Genomic DNA, 24623 nt, shown 5'->3' with positions numbered 1-24623 from the left:
AATGAATGTTATTTCATACGCTGTTCAAAGTAAGCAAAAAAAAATCAGATTGCGCAGTACATCTGGGGGGACGTTCTCAGAAATTGCTAGGTCTTTTATTATGACAGGTGGAGTTGTATGCGCAGCCGGGTATGATGAACAAGGGAAGGTTGTTCATAAATTAGTAACTTCTGTGGCGGAGATTGATGAATTGTGTGAGTCAAAATATGTACAAAGTAGACTGAATAATTGTTTTGCAGAAGTTGAAAGTTATTTATCTTCATCAAAGAAAGTTTTATTTGTTGGGACACCATGTCAGGTTGCAGGTATTAAGGCGTATTTACACAACAAAGATGAAAAATTATATACGATAGATCTTGTTTGCTATGGAGTCCCTTCTCCTGCAATTTATACGGCATGGCGTTTAGAAATAGAGCGTGTATACAGAAAGAAAATTGCTTACATACATTTCAGAGATAAGTCATTTGGATATGCGGCTCCCAATGTGAAAATTATATTTAAAGATGGTTCATCAGATGAGCAAACATTTTTAATTAAATCATATATGAAAACATTTATGTCGGAATTAAATGTGAGATCGTCATGTTCTGAGTGCGCATTTAAAGGAATAGATAGATGTTCAGATCTTACATTTGGAGATTGTTGGCATATTGGTGTGTTTCAAAAAGCAATGGATGACAATTTGGGTACAACGGGTGTTTATGTTCATTCACCTAAAGGTAATATGTTACTTGATATGATAAAAGATCGAGTTAACATACTCCAGATTGATACACAACAAGAAATAAAATTGGATGGCAGAAAAATTAACGAATCTGTGCAGAAAAATCCAAATAGAGATGCTTTCTTTAAAGATGCTAGTACATTATCATATGATGTTTTAGTGAAAAAATGGGTTCCAGACAGTAATAAAGAAATGCTGGTTACTATAATAAAAAGATACGCAAAAAATCTTCCTTTCTTCAAAAAATTGATAAAAAAAGTTAGAAGTTAGGTCTATTGCGTACTTGTGTTGATTGAGTATGTTGCTAAGAAATACGTCGACATTGGGTTGTAGAATGATGAGAAATCATTTTTGAGAAAGATTAGGAGAAAATAAAAATAGTTGGTGGTAAAAGGTGGAAAGAGAAATACCAGTATTATATAAAAGAAAAGAAGAATGCTGTGGATGTACAGCGTGTTATGCTATCTGTTCGAAAGAGGCCATTTCTATGGTAGAGGACGAGGAAGGATTTGATTATCCGCAGATTGATGAATGTAAATGTGTTCGATGCTACCAGTGCATCAAGGTGTGTCCAATCAAAGTAGCACGTATGTGCTAGTTGCAATGCCAATAGGCTAAGTTTGCTTTAAGAGGAACCAGGTGCAAGTGACAGGACATCATGAATTCTAAGATGAATGTGTTACCCAAGGTGTCAGGTGCAGATGAACGGGAAATGAACAGGAAATGAATATTTTGCGAATATTTCCAGAGCGTTAAGGTGGTATTGAGGGAAGTAGGTATGAGGTTATTGCTAGAGGAGCTGGGTATAGATGCAAAAGAAAAGAATGAAGAAATCAAGAGAGAAAAATCCAAAGTTAAAAATAATAATCATAGTGGCGTTAGTGGGAATAATAATGGTAGTAATGTTACCATTTATAATCAATTATATTTATGTCCAGAATGTTAAATCAGATTTTTGGAATGTGGATTATAATATAGGTGATATCCTATTATATTATGGAGGGCTTTTTACATTTGCAGGAACCTCGATATTAGGAATAATGACTTATTTTCAAAATGAAAAGTTGCAAAATAAGTCAGAAGAGGTAAATAGATTACAAATGGAGTTACAAAAAAGAAGTATGGTGCTTGCTGAAAAGCAATATAACCAAAATATCCAAGATTCTAATATGTTTCCGAAATTTGAAATTAAATTGTCTTCATATTCAGGGAATTATGGTGATATAAGTATTTCGGTAAGAAATGTTACGACTATGATAGTATCTGGACTTAGAGCTATTGATTTTAGAGCAGAGTGTAACGAGGCAATAATATTATCTACGAAAGAAATTTTGTTTGAGAAAAACTCGTTAGAACCGGGAAAAGATACTATAGTAAAAATGAAAAATAAAGAAATTATAAAGGAAGTCAGCAATCAGGGATGGATTAGAAATGTGGAATATTATGATGATGTAAAATTGATATTTGAGTTCTCTTGTGAAGATGAGAAATGTGTTACACATTATTATAGAGCGTCGGTAGTTGTATCATCTACGAAAGAATTAGTGAAAGATACTTGGGGTGTAAAGAAGATAGGATAAACGCAAATCTGAGGCAATGCCATTAAGTTAACTGTTCGCTAAGTGTTCGATGTATCAGGAAGAACCACAACCAGTGTTGTGATACTATTCATAATCTTGCGATGCTTACTCTAATTTCTGTAACACATAGCAATTTATTATTAGATACAGCAATGTTTTAATTTTGTACAGATGAATGTTACATCATAGGATGGTGAAGAGGCGGACGGCACAGCCGTTGATACGGCGTCGTTGGAGACGGAGATTTCGACGGATCTACTTAAGGCAGAGTTCCTTATTCTTATATTTATAGGAGAGCGTTAAGGAAAGGATTGAGTATTGTGTGTATGAGAGGGAGTTGTTTGGGATTTGTAGATAGGATGTATACATGGATTTGATGATGTGATTGCCAGCCCATGAGGGCTGGCAATTGTTGGTTATGAGTGAAAAAACTGCATTGGAAACCTATAATAATAATATACGATAATGAAAAAATCCAAAATGAATTACAATAAATACCATGGTATGGTATAATATTAGAAAAGACCATGGTTGTTGCGTGAGGGTGGATCTTGTAAAGTTATGTGACGATAAATTTGCTGGCTCAGGTACAACAGAAATAAAGGCAGTGTATTTGAAATAAATACTATTAGAACGGTGACCGTGTATAACAGTGTTGGAAGTAGTGGCAGAAGATTAGAGGAAAGGTGGATCAACAGTAAAGCTGCTGGTGGTTTAAAAGGGGTAGATAATGGAAAAAGATGAAAAAATTAAAAAATTGATGACTTTACCTTGGCAAGCCCTGTTTGATATTGCGTTATTTCATGGTGTGGATGAAGACTCGGTTAAAGGAAAAGAAAAAAATGAAATAATTGAAAAAGTTCTATTATGCGGAATTCAAGATGAGGAAATTGAACGTCTTGTTGATGATTATGTATATGGAAATCGTGTAACATTTACGTTATGGGGATTTGATCGCCCGCTGACAGATGAAAACATGAGTTATCTACTGGCGTTAGAAGGAAAAGAAGAGCCGTGGATTGATTCCAATAAATTTAGACATTTACGATATGTTGCTGTTAAAGATATAGATGATCGACTGGAACTGTTATATACATATGGAAAGTTGTATAACTATGTAAGTGAAGAAGGAAAAGCAGAGCAGATTTGGGAACTTCATAGAGGCTGTTTGTGGATTGGTAAAGAGAGAAATTATGTTGCTAGTATTAGCAAGCATGAAAAGATGATGCAATGTGTAATAAAACTAATTGCTGAAAAGTTAGGAAATAATTTAACCCAGATAAAACCGCCAAAGCGCGCAATTGATAGGTGTACAAATGCACAGGCTATGAGTAGAATCGTGCTCCAAGGATTGTCGGGTGAGAAGACTGCTATATCTAATCCTGCAGGTTTTACAGAACAACAAGAAGACGAAATGCAGCGTATTAGAGGTAATCGTTTTGACACATCAGGTAGCTATATTGCATCTATTAATGATAATACTACAGCTACAGTGAAGTACAATATGAATAAAGGAAATTTGGGAATATATAAACATCTTCCATCCTCTGTCTTATTTGCATGGTCGAAGGAGGCAATTGAAATAATCCTTGAAGAAATCAATAGCCTTAAGGGAAATCCTGCAGAAGAAATATTTAAGGAAATGGGAGTTGAAATCAAATGGAATGGTGTATCAACATCAAAAGTTGGAGCGTATAATTGGATATTGACTCAGGTTATATCTTCGCTTGATGTGGAGACGGAATATCGTATTCCTATTTCTCCTACAATACATTCACTTCTTAATGATGAAAAAGTTTTTATGGAAATCCCTCAGGTATTCTGTCATGAATGTGGGACATACGAGGTGCCGTATTGTGCAAACTGTGGAAGCCAACTTACGTTTAATCGAAAAGGTCAACTTGAATGTAGTTGTAATGCTCCTATTTCCATTATGTGTGGAGAAGGGCATCGAGCAACAGAGCTGAAATCCTGGTACATTCCGAAGCCCTCTTTGCTAAAACAAATTAATAATAATATTGCCAAAATCTACAATCATAAATCGCTTAGTTATCAAATGTGTGTCATGGATGATGAGCTTTGTATTATTCATAATAATACGGAATTAGATTCAAAAGTTGAAATTTTATTTGAGGATGTTGATTATTTTAAGCAAAGATTAGATGTGCCAGATAATGTTAAAACTTATGCGGTTAGGATGAAAGAGAAGTGTGCAGGTAAAAAATGTTCATTCTGTGAAATTCGGAAATGCCTTTCAAAGCCCAATTTAGTATGTCTTCCAAAGGTGTTTTACGGTGCTTTGCCAGGATTCCGCCCACAACCACATAAGGGTGGAGAATTTGGAGATGTTTCAGCACAAATATCGGTTTTAAATAATTATTATCAAATGATAGGAATTATAAAGAAGAATACTGAGAATAAAGCTAGTACAAAATCAAAAACATGTTCAGAATTTGATTTGATAGATAAGCCATTGTTGTCAACGTCAAGAGAGGGGCAAGAAATCATTAGACAATTTGTCGAACAGGGGATGATAGACTCACGGGTGGATGTAATTGCGGTAGTTGCGCCGCAGTATTTTGACAATAGTTTAAAAGGAACTTTGTTGTTTTTAGCTCGGCTGATGAATAAAAAAGTCATGTTTGTTGGTTTGGATGAGATATGCAGGGTTATAACAATTTATAATAATTTAAATTCCCCAAAAAGTCATCAAATTACCGAGGCGTCAGGTGGAGATGAATGAGATATAATACAAATATTAAAAAAAGTATCCTTTGCTGATCTTTATGTTATACTTAAACCAAACGTAATCCAAACACAACTTGTTTTGCATAAAGAGGTATAACATATGAAGATTCTTATCACCGGCGGAGCTGGGTTTATTGGGAGTAATTTTATATTTTATATGATGGATAGATATCCTGAGTATGAGTTTGTGTGCGTGGACAAACTTACATATGCGGGAAGTCTGGATACGATTAGACCTGTCTTGGACAGGTCTAATTTTGTTTTTTATAAGGCGGATATATGCGATAGATGTGAGATGTATCGTATATTTGAGGCGGAGAGGCCGGATGTGGTCGTGAATTTTGCAGCAGAGTCGCATGTAGACAGATCTATAGATAACCCGGAGGTGTTCCTTGATTCTAATATCAAGGGCGTGTCCGTGTTGATGGATGCATGCATGCGATATGATGTCGGCAGATTTCATCAGATCAGTACGGATGAGGTGTATGGAGATCTGCCTCTTGACAGGTCGGATTTGTTATTCACTGAAGAATCGCCTATTTGTCCGAGCTCGCCGTACAGCAGCTCGAAGGCGGCAGCAGATCTTTTGGTTATGGCTTATCATAGAACGTATGGCTTACCGGTTACCATCAGCAGGTGTTCAAATAATTATGGACCATACCAGTACCCTGAGAAACTTATCCCTTTGATGGTGACAAATGCATTGGCAGACAGGCCGCTGCCTGTTTATGGACAGGGGATAAATGTCAGGGATTGGATACATGTGGATGACCATTGCCGTGCCATAGATGCGATATTGACCCGGGGAAAAGTTGGTGAGATATACAATGTGGGCGGTCATTGTGAACGGACAAATATTGAAATTGTCAGGATGATTTGCAGGGAATTAGGTAAGCCCGAGTCACTCATAACATTTGTCGCCGATAGGAAAGGCCATGATCTGCGGTATGCTATCGATTCAACTAAGATTGAACAGACTCTTGGCTGGCGGCCGGAGGTGAATTTCGATGATGGAATACGGCGAACTATCAGGTGGTACTTAGATAGGTTGAGGGGAATGTAGGATACGGGAGTGTGAGGAAATGAGTAAATATGTATATTTGTTTGAATTGGATTCTGTGCGCAAAACAGATGAGGAGATAATTGTGGGACAGGCTGCCTTGTACGATGAGATTGTGACAAATGGTAATATAGTTGTCTTGACTTATAATCAGATGGTGGATTCGAGGGGCTTTTTCAGCCTGCTAAAAAACGGAGAATACAAAGAGGCTTTGCTGAAATTGTTTGATAGTGGGGTTATCAAGATATCCCAGTATGGCGATATACGTACTGTGTCCCAGTATTTGATGGATTCGATAGAGGATGACAAGCAATTTATATATTCCGCACTTCCATTGAAATATAGCCAGAAACGACTTACCGCAATTATGAAGAGGTGCCTTCTGTATTCTGATTTGTCTGAAATATATGAGTACGGTCAGCTGGCTTTGGCACTAAAGAAGAATGAGAATGGTGAGCAGTATAATGATGATTATAAGAACAGGCGAGATGAGCTCATAGATATATTTGTTGAAGTGGACAATGATGGTGAGCACCAGACTAATCTATCCTGGGATGCTATGGCTGAGATATTGGAGAACTTGTATAGCTTTATGGAAACCGTGATCAAATTGAGCATGATGCATGATATATACATAAGTCCAAGGGCTGATGGTGAGTTGGGCTGTTGGAAATTCAGTTCGATATTGGATAAGGTTATACGTTTATATGTTCCGAAAGATAATGTGGAGCTGTGGGGAAGTGCTCAAACGATACTTGATAACATATATAAGCAAAATAAGAATGAAAATAATCGTTCAGTGTATATCAGAAAGCTTAAAAAATTGGTAGAAACAGGCACAAATGTCAAGGGGTGTCAATATGCACAGGCAATTGTTGATTTGTGTTATAACTATGCTTGCGAGAGCAGTATATCAAACGTGTCAAGGCATTATGATGTGAGGGATTTAGAAGATTGGGGTAGTGCCTGCCATGGTGAGAATACATTTGAATGTGACTTTTCTAAGCGATTGAAGCGCACGTGGGATGGTGGAAGGAAACGTGATGAAAGATATCTTGTTGATGAGAAAAATGATTTTAAGACCTTCAAACTGGGAAAATATAGACCCCCAAAGATCGTTAATGCTGCAAGAATTGTAGGTTATGTCAAGGATAAACCAGAAATAGATAGGAATTATGTATTCTATTATGAGAATAACGCTAAGAAGGACAAACATAGAAGAAAACTGAAACTTTTATGTGGAATATTGAAGAAAATAGTATTTGCTATTTTGTGTTTTCTAATAGTGATAAGTCCCGAACTGACAGGTGATTATTGGACCGCAAAAGCTATGCAAAATAGTTGGATAAAACCTGCTGTAGCATTTTGAAATTCGGTTCCTTCGGGTATTCAGACAATGGTTATGCTGATAATTACAGAGATCGTGACTTCGCTCATAGCTAAGATTCCTGGACTTGATGCTTTGTCATTATCAGAATCCTTAGCGGAAATCTGGCAATTGCTTAGGGATATGGTTCGGATTACCTTTAGAAAAAGTAAGGCATATGTGAATTCGGTCATGAAAGGATTAGATAACTCTGAACATTTTTGTGAAGGCGAAAAAATAAGATACACATTGACAAAAGAACTGAAGAGATATTTAAAGCTTTGTGAAGATAGGAATATAACAAAAGAGGATTCGAAATATAAATCGTATCCGATAGCGTCCCTGGATACTTTAGAGGCCAGAAAACAGATCCTCCGTGACGAGGAGCTGCATAGCCGTAAATATGGAGTTGTTTACAGCAGCGCATATAACATGATGGTGGTAGATCCGATACGCAAGGATGATAATGAACTTATGGCTTATGAGAGAGTCCTGCCAAATGGGAACGATGGTGTGGTTATTCTGGCGAAGCACAAAGGAAAATATGTTTTGCTGGAACAGTTCAGACATGCAATCAGAAGAATACAGTATGCATGCCCTCGTGGTTTTTCTGATCCAAATTGTACACCGATTGAAGATGTACGCCGTGAGATTAGAGAGGAACTGGGCGCTGATATCATAGGAAAGCCGATAGAGCTCGGTCGTATAGCTGCCGACAGTGGCCTCACAGGAGGCTGCGTCCATGTATTTTTGACCAATATAGGCGCCTACAAACAACGTTGCGGCCATGAAGGGATTATATCTACCATTGAGTTAACAAGGAAACAGATGGAGATATGGGTTAGTAAGAAGAAGATAGATGATGGATTTACGCTAGGGGCGTTGGAACTGGAGAGAAGCTGGTGTTTGAAGCGGAGAAGAGCCGGGGCGGAAATGTAATGTGTTATATGTAATATGGGAGAATGGTTACAAATATGATAAGATTTGCTATATAATATAAATTGAAAAAGGCGGAGAGATGTAAGTCTCTCTGTTTTTTTTGAGTTTTTCTATATTGTATAGACTTTGATATAGCTATATATTATAATATACATATTGTTGCAACTTAAGATTCAGAATAATAATATATTATAACTCACATATAAATACATTGGGAGGATAATACATTTTCAGATAATAGAATTATATGCGGAGAAGGTAGCAAAGAATGTCAAGAATTAGATGGATTCATTTTTCAGATTTACATCTTAATTTAACTGGAACAGAAATCAAAAGATTACGCAAAAATCTTTTGTGGTATTTGGACACTGTAGTTGGAAAAATTGATTATGCTTTTTTTACGGGGGACATTCGACATGCGCCAAGTGGAGATTTCCCTTCAAATGCTGGAAAAGAAATAGAAAATATATGTAATGCGATTGGCTTGCCAGAGAAACGTTTATTTATAGTGCCAGGAAATCATGATGTAGATAGAAATTGTCCTGAAAAAAATAAAGTTATTAATTTGTAAAAAAAGAGGGAGCAATAAGGTTTAATATATGTAGAAAAGGTGAATAAAATAGGCAAAAATTGGGGCATATTATCTATAGCATATTCAAAATTAGATAAATATGCAATGTTTATAGATGGAATTGATTGCAAGAACAGTTAATAACTGTAGTTGGGAAGAGTGATAGATTCTCAGTTCCCATATTAAATCAAGAACCATTATCAGAATATTTATGGTTGTTAAAGCAGGAAAGTCAGGATTGGTATGTGAAAGAGAACACTTAATAGCAGACATTTCCCATTAAAATTCCAATCATCATATAATGATTTCGAGTTGATGAAAAGTAGAGCGAGGTAATGCACATACTTGAAAAAAACGTTGTTTTTTTTATGAAAATCGCATATACTAATATCAACAGAACCCAACACGCCTCTCAACGATGCGGACCACGTTGGGTCTTTTAATTTTAAGGAGAAAATATATGGGAGAACTGAAACGACATCAACCATCAATGTCAATTGATGAACAGGTGGAGAATTTAAAGACACTGGGATTAGTTATCAGCGATGAAGATTATGCAAGGCACATATTGAATGATATATCATACTTCAGGCTGATTAAGGCATATAGTTTGGGTTTTAAAGCAAAAAATGGGGACTATGATGAAGGAGTAACGTTTGAGCAGATTGTAGAGTTATACCTGTTTAATGCTAATTTCAGACAAATAACATTTGCTGAGATAGAGAAGATAGAAGTAAATGTTAGATGTAGAATTGCAAATTATTTTGCGGAAACATATGGAGTCCTTGGTTATATGAATCCTGAAAATTTTGTTGATGAAGAATATCACAGATCTTTTTTAGAGGATATAGAAGAGGAAGTTGGCCGGAATTCTAAAGCACCTTTTGTGAAAAATTTCAGAACTAATTACGAGGGGGGAGATTTGCCGATATACGCTCTGGTAGAGGTATTCAGTTTTGGAACTCTTTCAAAGTTTTATAAAAATATGAAAAATACAGATAAAAAAGCGGTAGCTAAAAGCTTTGGAATTGGATATACATATCTAGAGAGCTGGCTGGAGAGTATTTCTTATGTACGTAATATCTGTGCACATTATGGGCGGTTGTATAATGCAAAACTATCAAAGACACCTATCTTGTATAAGGAATATTCCCAACAGGGAATAGGAAATAATAGAATGTTTGGTGTATTATTATGTATGAGACACATTCTGCTGCATGATAAACACTGGAATTTATATGTAGACCAAATAGAAGCATTAATAGAGAAGTATGAAAAAGTAGATGTAAGGACAATGGGATTTACTGATAATTGGAAGGAATTATTGGAGATAGGTTAAGTTGGAATTTGCAGAGACAGATAAATAATATTGAGGAGCATAAAAATGGCTGTGAAAAAACTCGATTGAGGTTTTTCACAGTCCATTTTTGTGTTAGAAGAAAGAAATTGAAAGAAAGTTACTTGATAAGTAATCCATGATGTTATAGAGGTTGGATTTAACTATGGCAGAATTAGGACAGATGTAAGAGAAATAATCAATACTTTATGTCAATACAAAAATGTTGAAATAATAGCTGGAGCAGTTTGTATAGATCATGTACATCTCAGTGTGGCGATTCCGCCAAAAATAAGTATTTCAAACTTTATGGGGTACTTAAAAGGAAAGAGTACATTGATGATTTATGACAGGCATCCCGAATTACAAAGTAAATGGGATAAAGCGTTTTGGGCAAGAGGATATTACGTGGAAACAATTGGTAATATCACTGATGAAGCAGTTCAAAAATATATAAAAGAGCAGGCAGAAGAATCAAGAAAAGAAGATTCAAGAAGTACCGCTTTGTAGCGGACCAGTGAAGGTGCTTGCGATACCGCCCTTTGGGGCGAGCAGTAACAATAGCCCTTTGGAGGGCTGATAATAAACCACCACTTGAAGTGGTGGTTGCTAACTAGTAAATGATCCATAGCCAGTATCTACCCATCTTACCCAAATTTTGCGATAATTACCTAAATCAGTTGAAAAATAAGAACGGGAAATCTAAATATTCGGAAAGTATATTATGGAAATATGACTAGTAGTTTGGGAAAAGTAACTTGCAACATGGAATGCAACTATTCAAAGATGAGATTAGACCGAGACAGCATACATATAGAGATTACTAGCATTGCTAAAACAATACTAAAGTATTATACTATAAAAGCACAATAATTAAATATACAATATTTGCATTAGTGAGATGTTATGGAATAGTGTTGTATATGTGATTTAAGCGAGAAAAAATAAAAGATAAATCTTGTTGAGAATTGTTTTTATGCTGGAGAACTTAGTGGACAGATAGGGAGAGGCCATGAAATTTTTATCCTTGTTTAAAGAAAAAAATAAAAATACACAAGTAATGTCAAGAAATGAGACTTCTCTGGAAATGGTAGCAGATAACATCCTTAGCCAAAGAGGAAAACAAATAGAGGATGGACTAAGTAAAACCACAGCTAGTACAGGAACTCCGATGGAAAATTTGCATGGTGGGGCGAAAAAAATGGCTCAAATGTCAAATATAGGTGGTGGTTCAAAAGCAACTGGCGGAGGTGGCGTTGATGAAGGAATGAAAGCAATGCTACAATACACACAGGCCGACGCTGTGAAAAAGACTGTGGCGAATAGAAAGAATAAAAGAAGTCCTGGTGAGATTGACAAAGTAGAGTCAAAAGATAATAAATGAGATCAGAATATCAATATAGCGAGCAAATAAAATATGATATTGATCTGATTAAGCCTGAAAATTATAAGTAACTTCAGGCTTTTTCTTTTTATTTAGGTCAGTGCTGTGCAAAAAGCTTGGTGGGTAGTTATGAGTATAACAAACAATATATATTATTCATTAACTGAATGCATTGGCAGATAATAAGCATGGATTGTATAAAGAAATGAAAAGAATAAAAGAAGTTTATAGAAATCACAATGCACATGGTGCGTTTTCCAGAGAAATGATGGCTTATGTCAATATTCCTGATTTTGGAAGTTATCCCATGTATATTGGAAAGAAATATCTGAAAGGTTTTATTGATAATGAAGATGATAAAGTATCGTTTGAAACTTACGTTAATGTAAAAAAAGTGTTTACTGAGTTTTGGACGATTTTAAGAGAAAATTATGAAATCCTAATGATGTTTATAAGTAGTGGACTGCCTATTCCGGTGGACACAAAAATATACATGGACAGTGTAAAGGATAGGAATGAGGCGGAGATGCGTATTGAAAAATTGTGGTATGATATAGATAATCAAAGTAATATGGATTGGTAGGAAGATCATTTGGTTTATCTCTACTGGGAATGTTAGAAGTTATATATTATGGGGATGAGCTATTGAATATGAAAAGGAACTCCTGTTTGGAGTTCCTTTTTGTTTTCTATGAGTAAAATTGTTTGAGAATAAAAAAGAATAGATAACGAAAATGATGATAAAATTATATAAAAGTATTTAATGGTTGCGTAAATATGCTATAATAAAGCATATATATTAGTTATACATAACATATTGAGAAATATTGGGGAGGTATGAATGGATGGAATATTGTAGGTTAGAACAAATATCAGAACAGATGGAAGGACAATTAAGAGCAGGAAATTTATATCCTGTATTGGGGGCTGGATTTTCTGCTAACTGCAAAAGCAGGGGAGGAATAGTTCCAGATGGTAAAAAATTAAAAGAAGATTTCTTAAGTCAAATAAAGGAGCAAGCTGTTGATATTGAAAATATTAAAGATAGAGATTTAAAACAAGTCTCAAAGTATTATAAGGAAATGGTTCCTAGAGATGTAAGAGTAAAATATTTAATGGATAAACTTACTGGTGTATCCTTGGAAAAAGAGAAAAAAAGATTTTTAGATATTAATTGGGAATATGTATATACTTTTAATATTGATACAGCAATAGAAGACAATAGTATATATAAGAATGTAATATTGCCAAACAAGCCCGGAGATGAAAAAACGATAGAGACACTTGGTAGTGGCTTGTTTAAAGTACATGGGGATGTGGTTGATTATTGCAAATACAAAAATAGCGAATGTTACATTTTTGATAGTAAAGAATATGCGAGGAGCATAGATGATAATAAATTTATCTTAAATAAAATGAAACATGATTTCACATTTAATAATTTGATTTTTGTAGGATGCAGTTTATCAGAAGAGCTTGATCTATTATCAATGAACATACCGGATACAGAGATGTTTAAAGCTTCTAGATATTATATTACTTCCACAAAGCCGGATAGATTTAGGGAAATAGATTTGGAAACATATGGTATAACTCATATTGTTCTTGTAACATCGTATGAAGATTTTTATAAAAAAATGTATGATATATATATAAAATCTTTAGAAATGCAAAAAGACGAATTGGATGATTTTAAAAATCCTAAAATAGAAATTGGAGAAATGGATATTAGCCTTAATAAGGACTACTTCTATTTTGGAAAAAAATTATTTGATAAACAGAACCAGCGTATACACTTTCCTGGATTTTTTGTACAAAGATCAGTAATATTAAATTCATTACTTCCTGAAATGGATAAATATAGCGTGCAATTTTTATGTGGTGGGCGAGTGTCAGGAAAATCATATGCTCTGGCCTCAATTCCTAAAATAATAAGAGATAGAAATGTATATATATTTGACAGTAGATACACAATTTCTAGACAATCGCTAGAAGAGTTAATGAAAAAAAATAATAGTGTAATTTGTTTTGATACTTCGACTTTACCCAAGGACATTATATTCCAAATTAAAGATAATGCCCAGTTACTATATGATAGAAATATAAACATTGTTATTGCCGTTAATCGTTCGGATAAAGATATAATAGCGTCAATAAAAAAATTATCAATGGGGAATAAAGTTGCCTATTACGAATTAGAGAATATTCTTGATGATTGCGAATTAGAAAATCTTAATAAGAATTTAGGAAGAATTTCTATTCCAATCTTTCATAGTAGAAAAACAATTTTAGATAATATTCTAATGGCAACAAGAGATAGTACAATACAATATAATAAATACCGAGATGCTTTTGAAGTAAAGAATATATACGAAATGATGATATTGATATTGTTGGCAATAAATGAGAAGATATCTTCTCAGGAATTTGTAGACTTTAATATCGAAAGAGATATATATGATTTGTTGAGCAAATTATCACCAATTATAGACGAGGATTATACGAGTTCGATTGAAAGGGACACTTTGAATTCATCATCGTATAAAGTATATGCAAATTCGAAATATTGGATATTAAGAAAATTAGGGGGATATGCCACTGATCCAAAGAAACATAAACTTATAATAGAAGCATATCATAAAATAATAGAAAAACTACTGATTAATCATGGATCGAATTACAAAGACTTAGAAGACTATATAAAGTATGATGTAATTAATGAAATATTTTTTAGACCACAAAGTGGAAATTTAACACTTATAAAGAATTTGTATGATGATTTAGATGATTTATTGTATTCGGAACCGCAGTTTTTTCACCAAAAAGCTAAATGTTATTTGTGGCATTGTGATTATAGTAATGATAAAAAGAATGAGATTAATGAGGCATTGAGATACGTAAAACTAGCAAAGCACAACTTGGAAATACAGGGGAATAGAGAGAATGAGAAAGTAAAAATAGCATTGGCACATATAGATTTTACAATAGCTCTGATTTATGCCAAAATTAACAATATCATGGAGTATAAGGACTTTGATAGATTTAAGGAAGGAATTAAGTATATTTCTGAAGGAATAAAAAATAAAACGAATGAAGATTATTTTTACGGGCTGTTAAAAAGAAATAATAAAAAAGTTAATGATGTTATAGAATTCTATAAGTATGTTGTAACTAATAATTTAGATATTTACAATTTGACAGCAATTGAAAGGAAGAATGTAGACGAATTTGTGACGTTTATGTTTAAGGCCCAAAACAATGAAAATTAGTTAATTGGGTTTGCCTGCTCAGGTAATGGTTAGGAAGAATTATATAAGATCCCCCTTTTCTTAGCAACAAGAAAGGGGGATCTTGTGATATAACGTCAATTATTTTATAAGAGATTCAACAAAGTCAAAAGAAAGTCCGATATTGTCATTTATAGTTAGAGGTTCCACACTAAAATGGCTAGTGCGCTCTAAATCTGGATAAGTACTAAAAATGTCATTAACTAATGATTTAGAGTGTATGACGGCTCCGTTTGTAAATGTTCCCTTGTATTTCTTTCGAGAGATAGGGATACTCTTAAATGTTTTATCATTTGTGAATTGTAGTCGTATTTTCTTAAGTTTTCCTTCGATAGATCCGCAATATACCTCCGCGTATTTTAATGAATAAAATCCAGGGATTAACTCGCAGGCAGTCGCATTTAAAGAAATACGACCATTGTCTTTTGAGATCGTTATTTGTGGAAGTGCCTGTGATGCTTTGTGGGCACGAGTAGAAATAAATGGTTCCCAGTTTATATCTGCCATGATAGTAACCTCTCTTTAGTGTTTTTGATTATAATATTACATATGTATAAAGAAGTCAATAATGAGTAAATGTGTGGAGTGCTAGAGCTTTAGAGTTTTGGAGCGTGAATAAAAGTGTGTTACAAAAAAATATAGATAGGAATATTTAATCAATGAGACATTTATGGAAAATCCAACCTTGAAATACCCCACCCGCTTCTATATAATTAAGATATATTTGTTACGGAAAATGAACTATTCAGCCCGGTTTTACAGGGCTGAAGTTCAATACCAGGGAGGATTTACTATGAGGTTGGTTACAAGATCGGATTTTGATGGACTTGCGTGTGGCGCACTGCTGAAGGAAGCGGGAATTATTGATCATTGGAAGTTTGCGCATCCGAAGGATCTTCAGGACGGATTGATCGAGGTTACGGAGGATGACTGCCTTGCAAATGTGCCATTTGTTGAGGGCTGTGGACTTTGGTTCGATCATCATTCAAGTGAGCATGAGAGACTGGCGCTTGAGGGTAAATACAAGGGGGAGAGTCGTATAACTCCATCGTGCGCTAGAATAATCTATGAGTATTATGGAGGCAGAGAGAGATTTCCGCAGTTTGACGATATGATGGAGGCTGTTGATAAGGTTGATTCAGGTAATCTTACCATCGATGAGGTACAGAATCCAAAGGGATGGATACTTATTGGATTCCTGATGGATCCTAGAACCGGACTTGGAAGATTCAGGAATTTCACCATATCAAACTACCAGCTTATGGAGAAGCTTATAGATGCATGTCGTACCATGACCACTGATGAGATACTTGCCATGCCGGATATACAGGAGAGAATAGTTCTGTATAATGAGCAGACAGAGAAGTTCAAGGAGATGGTCAAGGCACATACCATAGTGGACGGTAATCTTATCATAAGCGATCTTCGCGGAGTGGATCCGATATACACCGGCAATCGTTTCATGATATACAGTATGTATCCTGAACAGAATGTGTCAGCGTGGATAGTAAGCGGACGTGGTGGACAGGGATGTTCGGCAGCAGTTGGATACAGTATCCTGAACCGCACAGCGACCATGGATGTTGGAAGCCTTATGCTCAAGTATGGTGGCGGTGGACACAGGAAGGTTGGTACGTGTCAGTTCAAGGATGACGAGATGGATACAAGACTTCCTCAGATGCTTGAGGAGCTCAAGGCTCAGGCTAATTCATAAGAAATATTGACAAAAAATAACCGAATGATACAAGTTTTAATTCGTATCATTCGGTTATTTTTTATGTTATAAAAATGTTCTTAAAGGTCTTCTTAAAGATTAGTCTCTCTGGAACAGATCTCTTGTGTATACCTTGTCTTTGATGTCGTCGAGGCATGAATTGTACCTGTTGGCGATGACAGCGTCGGACATGGATTTGAATTTGTCTAGGTCATTTACAACTTTGCTTCCGAAGAATGTGGTTCCGTCTTCAAGGGTTGGCTCGTATACAACGACGGTTGCGCCCTTGGCTTTGATACGCTTCATGACACCCTGTATACTGCTCTGGCGGAAGTTGTCGGAGTTGCTCTTCATCGTCAGTCTGTATACACCTATGACACATTCCTTCTCCTGGGCTGCTGAGTAATCCCCGTTATTGTTGTAGTCGTAGTAGCCTGCGATGGAGAGAACGCGGTCTGCGATGAAGTCCTTTCTCGTTCTGTTGCTCTCAACGATGGCGCTCATCATATTCTGGGGCACGTCGTTGTAGTTGGCAAGGAGCTGCTTTGTATCCTTTGGCAGACAGTATCCGCCGTATCCAAATGATGGGTTGTTGTAGTGTGTTCCGATTCTTGGGTCGAGACATACGCCGTTTATGATGTCCTGTGTGTTAAGTCCCTTCATCTCTGCGTATGTGTCAAGCTCGTTGAAGTAGGACACGCGGAGTGCGAGATAGGTATTTGCAAATAACTTTACAGCCTCAGCTTCGGTGAAGCCCATGAACAGAGTGTCTATATCTTCCTTGAGGGCACCCTCCTGAAGCAGTGCGGCAAATGTATGGGATGCCTTAACTATCTTCTCGTCATTCTTGTCTGTGCTGACAATTATCCTTGATGGATAGAGGTTGTCGTACAGTGCCTTTGATTCACGAAGAAACTCTGGGCTGAAAATGATATTTGACGTGTTGTATTTCTTCCTTACGGACTCGGTATATCCAACTGGTATAGTTGATTTGATGACCATGATGGCATCCGGGTTGACCTTGAGGACGAGCTCGATAACGGCCTCAACGGCTGATGTGTCGAAATAGTTCTTGTTGCTGTCGTAGTTTGTCGGAGCAGCTATGATTACGAAATCTGCATCCTTGTATGCTGATTTGCCATCGAGAGTTGCTGTGAGATCAAGCTCCTTCTCGGCGAGATATTTCTCAATATAGTCGTCCTGTATAGGGGATTTCTTGTTGTTGATGAGATCAACCTTTTCAGGGATGATGTCAACTGCCGTTACATGGTTGTGCTGTGCCAGCAGGGTCGCAATGGACAGACCAACGTAACCGGTTCCTGCCACTGCAATGTTCAGTGGGGATGGAGACTCGAGCTTGTGTGCGCCAGCATTGATGAACATTTCTGTGAGGTCGAAGTTCAAAACCTCTGACAAACTTTCGAGCTGCTCTATAGAAGGAACAAAATCCTTCTGCTCTATTCTGGAAATGAGTGCTCTGTTGATACCGGTTGCATCGGCGAGCTGAGCCTGGGTCATACCCTTTTCTTTTCTTCCGTTCATGACAGTGTCAGCGAGACGTGACTGTGATAATTTCTTCATGATCAAAATTCCTTTCTCTGATGAGTATTCTCTATTATTCTTAGAAGTATTATTCAAAACTAGCAACAAATGTTAATATTTATAACATTTACAATGCCATAATACATGTAAAAACGGCATAAATCAAGAGAAAAATGTATTTTAAACATAAAGCCATACACAATTAATGTTAATTAAAATAACATGCATAAAACAACTGAAAATATAGTTTATTTCAACGCAACATCGAGTCTTATCGGATTGTGATCGCTGTTTTTAAAATCCAGATCTATGGTCTCTGTGGAGTTGATCTGCAAATTGCTCGATACTATGAATCCGTCGATGACATAATATTGGAAACTCTCGTGGTCGCTTCCTTCGTATGGTTTGTCCAGGGATCGGCATGTCGGAGCTGAGGAATCGGTGATGCAGGTGAAGGAATCTCCAAATTCAGATACATCTATACTCCCTGGTGCCCACAGGTCAGCGGATTGCTGAGGGTATGCGGACAGATTCACATTTGAAAATGTCTGGTTGAAGTCGCCTCCTGCGATAACGTAGTTCCCTGCTGCCGCCTCATTTTGGAGAATGTCGGCGAGCATCCTGGTCTGGGCGGCTTTGCCCTCGCCTGAGTCATAAGCCTCCAGGTGTAGATTTACTATGACGAGTTCGTGTTCACTTCCGGCGATCGGTATTCTGGACACGATCAGGCATCTTTTCAGGTTGCACAGTCTGATCGGATAGGTAAATGGACATGGAAGTTGTATTCTTTCTGCATCCGATACTTCAAATGTGCTGAGAGTCATTATCCCCGATGTCACTCTGCCGATCGGTGGAAGTGGATATGGAACCATGAGTGTTTTGTAGTTGTAGGCGTATGAGCTTGTGTATGACGGCAGCTTTTCCCTCAAAATATCGGCTTCGTTTATCTTGTGGCTTCTGGATGATCGTTCATCGACCTCCTGGAGAAGAAAGATGTCAGCGGCAAGTGAATTCAGCTCTGATGTGATGGCCTCCATATTGTCATTTACCTGCTTTGCGGTGGAAGTGTACACACTGTCTCCTCCGTCCATGAAAAAGTCAGCATTTGCACCGAGGGATCCGTAGCCGAGATTCCATGTCACGATGGATATGGAGTCGCCGACAGATGGTGAAAGCTTGGCTGAGTCGGTTGCATTTTTGCCAAATGTGCTTCCGGATGTGACCTCAAGGGATTCGGAATCGTCTGGCTTGTATTCTGTTATAGTGAGAACTCCTACAAATATTATGGCGGCCGCAAGGATTACGCCGAGGACGATACAAGTTATTTTTAGAATCTTTTTTGCTATTATCATGTTGGATATTTCCTGTTCTATATTTGTTCAGCCCGTCCAAATGGTTAGTTGGACTGACATGTAAAGTATATCAGACGCGGTGGGTGTAAACAATGTGTAAAATGACTGTCAGTTGCAACTGTGATATAATAATTAGTGGAACGTAACGTAATTACCGCAGGGGCGGGAGAATTGTTTTGGGAGTGGGTGATACATATGAAGAAATCTATTAGAATAACACATAGGTTGCGAAATTCAGATTATCCGATAGCAGAATATTTCGTGCCATATAAACCTGATGTCTTACAGAAAATTGTTAAAAGTAAATTGGTAAGTGAAGAATTGGATATAGTGGCAAGTAAATATGGTAGTTTTGAAGAGTATGCGAAATCGAAATCATTAGAAGCGCTTGACTTAAATTTGGAATCAGTGGAGGATGAAGGTGTCTGGATAAATGATGAGTACAATTTAAGTGAAAATAATATGTGGGATTATCTGGCAGATGTGACACTTATTAATGATACGGTCATGCAGGATAATAGTGATAGCGTTGAGGCACTAAATATGGAAGCACTGCAGACATTTGCCAGCAGGATAAAATATGATTACAGGCGTATCGCAATCTCTATTATGATTTATACAGAGAGATATGTGCATGAAGACTACGTAGATTTTAGTGAAAATAAAAAAACTATATTGACAGATATATACAGATTGATAGATAGGGCGAGCAAATGTAAGGTGCATGATATAGGAGAAATAGATGATATACACGAGAAGTTCCTAACAAGTTATAATAAATTTACTGCTACGAGCTGGAATGAAAATTTAGAGTTTGTACTGGAAAGAGCGGATTCCATAATGAAAAGTATGGTCTCAGATATTGGACAGGAAGAGAAAATAGGCTACTATACAAAGACGCTTAATATTATAAAAAAAGAAATTTTGAAAAGTAGCGGAGAGAAAGTGACGTTAAAAAAGAGATATATTAGGTTTATTTCTAATATAGCCCATGCGTTTAACATCGAAACACATGATATGCCAAAAGATGACAGTGCTATTTTTGAAGCTTGTATTTGGAAAGATAAATTAACAGAAATATATAGACATTTTTTTATTTCTCTGTCTCAAATAAATACAAATGATGAATTAGTGTCAACGGGATCAAACAATTTTGAAAGTATGACAAAACAGTTTACGGAAGAGATTGCAAAAATAAAGTCAGCGTTGAAATTAAAAAAGGATTTTAATCTGGTTAATAAATATTCGGGTAAAAAACAAGGCTGTTATACAATATTTGTATTGCCAAATGGAGAAAAGTATTGGGCATTGAGTGGGACAGATTCGTGGGATAGAAACAAAAGATTGCAGATGGAGATGCTGGTAAAATACATATTTGATAACACGTTTGGATTGCATCATGTTACCAATATTTATACAAAAAATCATGGCATCAGATACTGTCCTATTAGGAAGAAAACTATGCGTTATACAGAGGTAATAGAGCCTGATAGTAACAGCAAGATAAAGTATGTGAGTAAAAAAGAGAAGCTGGGGGACGATCTGAAGACGAGAAGAATCGATAAAAGGAAAGATGATTATTTGAGAAAGATTGGACTTACATATGGATGCTGCGAAAGAAAGATCATGTCATATTTATCGGATTTTAATGGTATAACGATATATTCAAGATGGGCTCCATGTGAAAAGTGTATGCCGGCTATATTCGAGTTAGGGAAATATACATATTATGCATATGCAAAGAATTATATGGAATGGATAAATGGTGGAAAACCAATGAAGTTGGAAAAGTACACTGTCGAGAAATCGTATTTGGTTTCAATAGAATAAATATAAAATTACTGAGGGGAATTTATGTTTGAACTTATTATAAAAGATATAATGGAGGTCGCGGGCTACCTTCCGATAGGCATTTTGTGCGGATGCATAGCAGTCGTGGTTTATCTCGTGTATACAGTGAGTCCTGCAGGAAAAAAGGTCAGTGCCGGCGGACGTGTGAAGAAGTCAATAGTGTGGTTTCTGCTGGTGGTGTATCTGGCGGTGATGGCAGTTACTGTGTTCATGTCCAGAGAGCCGGGCTCAAGGCAAGGCATTGACATGATGTTGTTTCAGACGTGGGGAGTGACGCCCCAGGAGCACGCATTTGTCATAGAAAATATATTGCTCTTTGTGCCGTTTGGCGTGCTTTTCCCGCTGGCGGTGGCTGGAAGTAAGAATGGCGATGGCAGGGCGGTAGACAGGTTGTCCAAATGCACTGTACTGTTTGGATTTCTGTGCAGTGTCTGCATAGAGACGGTTCAGCTTATAACGGAGCGCGGTTACTGCCAGCTCGATGATGTAGTTATGAATACCCTCGGAAGCCTTGCGGGATATATTATATTTTTAATTATAAAAAAGATGAAAAATATAAAAAAAATGGAGGAATAGATCATGCCATGTACAACAATATTGGTAGGAAAAAATGCGTCTTATGACGGTTCAACAATAATAGCGAGAAATGACGATTCGGGTGCCGGTTCGTACACGCCGAAGAAATATGTGGTTGTGAAGCCGGAGGAACAGCCAAGAATATACAAGTCGGAGATATCCCATGTGGAGATTGAACTTCCGGATGATCCGATGCGTTACACCTGTGTTCCAAATGCGCTGGCGGGCGAAGGAATCTGGGCGGCAAGCGGAGTGAATTCTGCAAATGTGGCTATGACGGCGACGGAGACCATAACCTCAAATCCAAGAGTGCTCGGCGCGGATCCACTGGTGTGCTATGAGCCTGCGGAAGGAGATAAGCCTGAGAAGGCTGGAGGTATAGGCGAGGAGGATATAGTCAGCATCACACTTCCATATATAAAGAGTGCAAGGGAGGGTGTTAAGAGACTTGGCAGCCTGCTTGAACGATATGGAACCTATGAGATGAACGGAATTGCATTTCAGGATGTAGACGAGATCTGGTGGCTTGAGACCATCGGAGGACATCATTGGATTGCGAGAAAAGTTCCTGATGATGTGTATGTTGTCATGCCAAACCAGTTTGGTATGGACGAATTTGATATGGCAGATGCAATGGGAGCGCAGAGCGAGTTCATGTGCTCGGCAGATCTTCCAGCATTTATAGAGAAGTATCATCTGAACGTGGAGAATATGGAGGACACGATCTGTCCACGGGATATATTCGGCAGTCACGACGATGCGGATCACGTGTACAACACCCCGAGGGCATGGTTCATGGAGCGGACGCTCAACCCGAATTCGGCAGTCTGGGACGGACCGGATGCGGACTTTACGCCGGTTTCGGATGACATTCCATGGTGCATGATACCAGAGAAGAAGATAACCATGGAGGATGTGAAGTATGTGCTTTCTTCGCATTATCAGGGAACTCCGTATGATCCGTACGGCAATTACGGCGACAATAAGATGCGCGGGGCATATAGATCGATAGGTGTGAACAGGACGGATTTCATGTCGGCGATCCAGATGAGACCATATGTTGGAGAGGAGATCTGCGCTGTACAGTGGATAGCATTTGCATCGAATGCATTCAATGTCATGGTTCCTTTCTATGCAAATGTAGACACGACTCCTGAGTATCTAGCAAATACAGGGGCGGATATTTCCACGGACAACTTCTACTGGACCAGCCGTATGATCGCGGCGATGGCGGACGCATCTTATGCGAAGTCGGTGTTCCATATTGAGAGATATGACGAGAAGGTCATGTCTAAGGCTCATGAGATCATATACAGGTATGATGATCTTCTCGGAGCTGATCGGGATGTGCAGACGGATGCTGTCAGTAAGTTGGGGCAGAAACTCAGACAGCAGGCCAATCAGGAGATGGCGGACATGGTAAGGCAGGCGGCAAGCGACACTCTTGGGAAGGTGCTTTATGAGCTGAGCAATCAGATGAAAAATTCATACTCCAGATCGGATGCGTAACTGAAGTATGCATGGCGCAGTTTGAGTGGTGACTTTTCAGTAGGGAATATACGCTCTGTTGTCAGTTGTGAGTTTCTCTGTACCGGCCCGGAGTCACGCCGTATTTCTTTTTGAACATTCTGTTGAAGTAGGAAAGGTTGAAGAATCCGCAGTTCTCCGCAACGGAGAGTATACTCTCGTCATTGGAGGAGAGAAGTCTTGCGGCGACATTCAGCCTGAAGTCGTTCAGGTATGACACAAATGACACCCCCATGGTGTTCTTGAAAAATCGCATAAAATGGGATTCAGAGAATCCACAGTAGGAGGCTATATCCGTTATGGATATGGCCTCTTTGTAATTTTCGTCTATGTAGGAGAGGATGAGTTTTGTTCTCTCCAGATCCCTGGCTCGGTTCTTCCTGTCTGCCTCATCCCTTGCGGTGGAGTTGGCATAGAGAATGTAGAAGAATTCAAAATAGCATCCCTTAAGTGCAAGGTGGTATCCCTTTGGCGTCTCTGAGCAGAGCTTGTCTACCCTGTTAAGACACGCGGAAAGAGACGGATATAATGGATCGTCCCTGTCATAAATACTCTTGATATCCAAGTCGCCCGCCAGCAGAGGCAGGAAAAACTCGCTGTCCAGTGAGTCGTGATTTCTGGATCTGAACATGTCGACGGAGAAAAGAATATTCTCATATTCCATTGAATAGCCTTCGTGCTGGGAGATTCCGTGAATGTGTCCTGGCAGGATAATGACTATGTCACCCTCCTCAACATAGTGAGTTGTGAAGTCCACAGTCACATTTCCCTTGCCTTTTTTGATATAGATAATCTCCATAAATTCATGCCAGTGCAGAGACACAGAATTGAAGTCAAGTGGTATGGAGCACAGGTAAGTATTGTACGGAAACATCGGGTCCGCATGGGTCTTATTCTCCAGAAGATTTTCGTATTCAAGACTGTTCATATAACCATGTGCCTCCTTTTTGTTCATAAATTCGACGATTTTTTACAGCTTTTACCTTTTGTACATCATCAAGATGATAGAATTGTACAATTAATTGCTTATATAATGCAAGCATAAAAGGGGAAATGCTAATAAAAT

20 protein-coding genes and 1 pseudogene are annotated in these 24623 nt (G+C 37.6%); 17 read left to right on the top strand and 4 right to left on the bottom strand.

Features of this window, described 5'->3' with window-relative positions; all coding sequences use genetic code 11:
* Position 1 precedes the first annotated feature (1 nt).
* From DXD11_RS11660 to DXD11_RS11600, 13 genes and pseudogenes are all read left to right on the top strand, one after another.
* Positions 2-994, top strand: a complete 993-nt coding sequence (locus DXD11_RS11660; protein ID WP_118758444.1) for a Coenzyme F420 hydrogenase/dehydrogenase, beta subunit C-terminal domain — start codon at positions 2-4, stop codon at positions 992-994.
* Positions 995-1118: 124 nt separating this feature from the next.
* Positions 1119-1322 (top strand): 4Fe-4S dicluster domain-containing protein, encoded by a 204-nt coding sequence (locus DXD11_RS14895; RefSeq protein WP_118758443.1) that lies wholly within the window; start codon positions 1119-1121, stop codon positions 1320-1322.
* Between the two features lie 211 nt (positions 1323-1533).
* A complete protein-coding gene (locus DXD11_RS11650) occupies positions 1534-2304 on the top strand; it encodes a hypothetical protein (protein WP_118758442.1) in 771 nt (256 codons plus the stop codon).
* 730 nt (positions 2305-3034) lie between these two features.
* Complete coding sequence (locus DXD11_RS11645) at positions 3035-5047, top strand: hypothetical protein (RefSeq protein WP_118758441.1); 2013 nt, start codon at positions 3035-3037, stop codon at positions 5045-5047.
* 105 nt (positions 5048-5152) lie between these two features.
* Positions 5153-6115, top strand: a complete 963-nt coding sequence (gene rfbB / locus DXD11_RS11640) for a dTDP-glucose 4,6-dehydratase (RefSeq protein ID WP_118758440.1) — start codon at positions 5153-5155, stop codon at positions 6113-6115.
* A 19-nt stretch (positions 6116-6134) separates the two neighbouring features.
* On the top strand, positions 6135-7481 hold the full coding sequence (locus tag DXD11_RS11635; protein ID WP_118758439.1) for a hypothetical protein: 1347 nt from the start codon (positions 6135-6137) through the stop codon (positions 7479-7481).
* A 33-nt stretch (positions 7482-7514) separates the two neighbouring features.
* A complete protein-coding gene (locus DXD11_RS11630) occupies positions 7515-8417 on the top strand; it encodes an NUDIX hydrolase (RefSeq protein ID WP_147360984.1) in 903 nt (300 codons plus the stop codon).
* A 268-nt stretch (positions 8418-8685) separates the two neighbouring features.
* Positions 8686-8988, top strand: a complete 303-nt coding sequence (locus tag DXD11_RS11625; RefSeq protein ID WP_118758437.1) for a metallophosphoesterase — start codon at positions 8686-8688, stop codon at positions 8986-8988.
* A 460-nt stretch (positions 8989-9448) separates the two neighbouring features.
* Positions 9449-10327, top strand: a complete 879-nt coding sequence (locus DXD11_RS11620) for an Abi family protein (protein WP_199688741.1) — start codon at positions 9449-9451, stop codon at positions 10325-10327.
* A gap of 162 nt (positions 10328-10489) precedes the next feature.
* Positions 10490-10834, top strand: a pseudogene (gene tnpA, locus DXD11_RS11615) (IS200/IS605 family transposase); the annotation flags it as partial.
* Between the two features lie 502 nt (positions 10835-11336).
* Entirely contained in the window at positions 11337-11708 is a 372-nt protein-coding gene (locus DXD11_RS11610; protein WP_118758435.1) for a hypothetical protein, read from the top strand.
* A gap of 172 nt (positions 11709-11880) precedes the next feature.
* Entirely contained in the window at positions 11881-12291 is a 411-nt protein-coding gene (locus DXD11_RS11605; RefSeq protein WP_147360983.1) for a hypothetical protein, read from the top strand.
* Between the two features lie 262 nt (positions 12292-12553).
* Entirely contained in the window at positions 12554-14977 is a 2424-nt protein-coding gene (locus tag DXD11_RS11600; protein ID WP_118758433.1) for an SIR2 family protein, read from the top strand.
* Positions 14978-15076: 99 nt separating this feature from the next.
* On the opposite strand, the gene DXD11_RS11595 is transcribed toward DXD11_RS11600, so the two are convergent.
* Entirely contained in the window at positions 15077-15502 is a 426-nt protein-coding gene (locus DXD11_RS11595; RefSeq protein ID WP_022215937.1) for a hypothetical protein, read from the bottom strand.
* Between the two features lie 286 nt (positions 15503-15788).
* On the opposite strand from DXD11_RS11595, the gene DXD11_RS11590 reads away from it, so the two are divergent.
* The gene (locus DXD11_RS11590; RefSeq protein ID WP_055223542.1) at positions 15789-16709 is read left to right on the top strand and encodes a hypothetical protein; all 921 of its coding nucleotides are present in this window, start codon (positions 15789-15791) and stop codon (positions 16707-16709) included.
* Between the two features lie 99 nt (positions 16710-16808).
* Here DXD11_RS11590 and DXD11_RS11585 read toward each other — a convergent pair whose 3' ends face one another.
* Positions 16809-18290, bottom strand: coding sequence for a nucleotide sugar dehydrogenase (locus tag DXD11_RS11585; RefSeq protein ID WP_022215939.1), 1482 nt, complete (start codon positions 18288-18290; stop codon positions 16809-16811).
* A gap of 209 nt (positions 18291-18499) precedes the next feature.
* The gene (locus tag DXD11_RS11580) at positions 18500-19603 is read right to left on the bottom strand and encodes an endonuclease/exonuclease/phosphatase family protein (protein WP_118016818.1); all 1104 of its coding nucleotides are present in this window, start codon (positions 19601-19603) and stop codon (positions 18500-18502) included.
* A 195-nt stretch (positions 19604-19798) separates the two neighbouring features.
* Here DXD11_RS11580 and DXD11_RS11575 point away from each other — a divergent pair, with 195 nt between their 5' ends.
* From DXD11_RS11575 to DXD11_RS11565, 3 genes are read left to right on the top strand one after another with little or no spacing between them, the layout of a single operon-like run.
* Positions 19799-21433 (top strand): hypothetical protein, encoded by a 1635-nt coding sequence (locus DXD11_RS11575; RefSeq protein WP_118758432.1) that lies wholly within the window; start codon positions 19799-19801, stop codon positions 21431-21433.
* Positions 21434-21457: 24 nt separating this feature from the next.
* On the top strand, positions 21458-22030 hold the full coding sequence (locus DXD11_RS11570; protein ID WP_118758431.1) for a VanZ family protein: 573 nt from the start codon (positions 21458-21460) through the stop codon (positions 22028-22030).
* 3 nt (positions 22031-22033) lie between these two features.
* On the top strand, positions 22034-23539 hold the full coding sequence (locus DXD11_RS11565) for a C69 family dipeptidase (RefSeq protein ID WP_118758430.1): 1506 nt from the start codon (positions 22034-22036) through the stop codon (positions 23537-23539).
* 61 nt (positions 23540-23600) lie between these two features.
* Here DXD11_RS11565 and DXD11_RS11560 read toward each other — a convergent pair whose 3' ends face one another.
* Positions 23601-24485, bottom strand: coding sequence for an AraC family transcriptional regulator (locus tag DXD11_RS11560; RefSeq protein WP_118758429.1), 885 nt, complete (start codon positions 24483-24485; stop codon positions 23601-23603).
* Positions 24486-24623: the final 138 nt, after the last annotated feature.

Origin of the sequence: Coprococcus sp. TF11-13, from assembly GCF_003481085.1 — a bacterium.
Lineage (GTDB): Bacteria > Bacillota > Clostridia > Lachnospirales > Lachnospiraceae > Coprococcus > Coprococcus aceti.
This window is presented reverse-complemented; position numbering and strand designations above follow the sequence as displayed.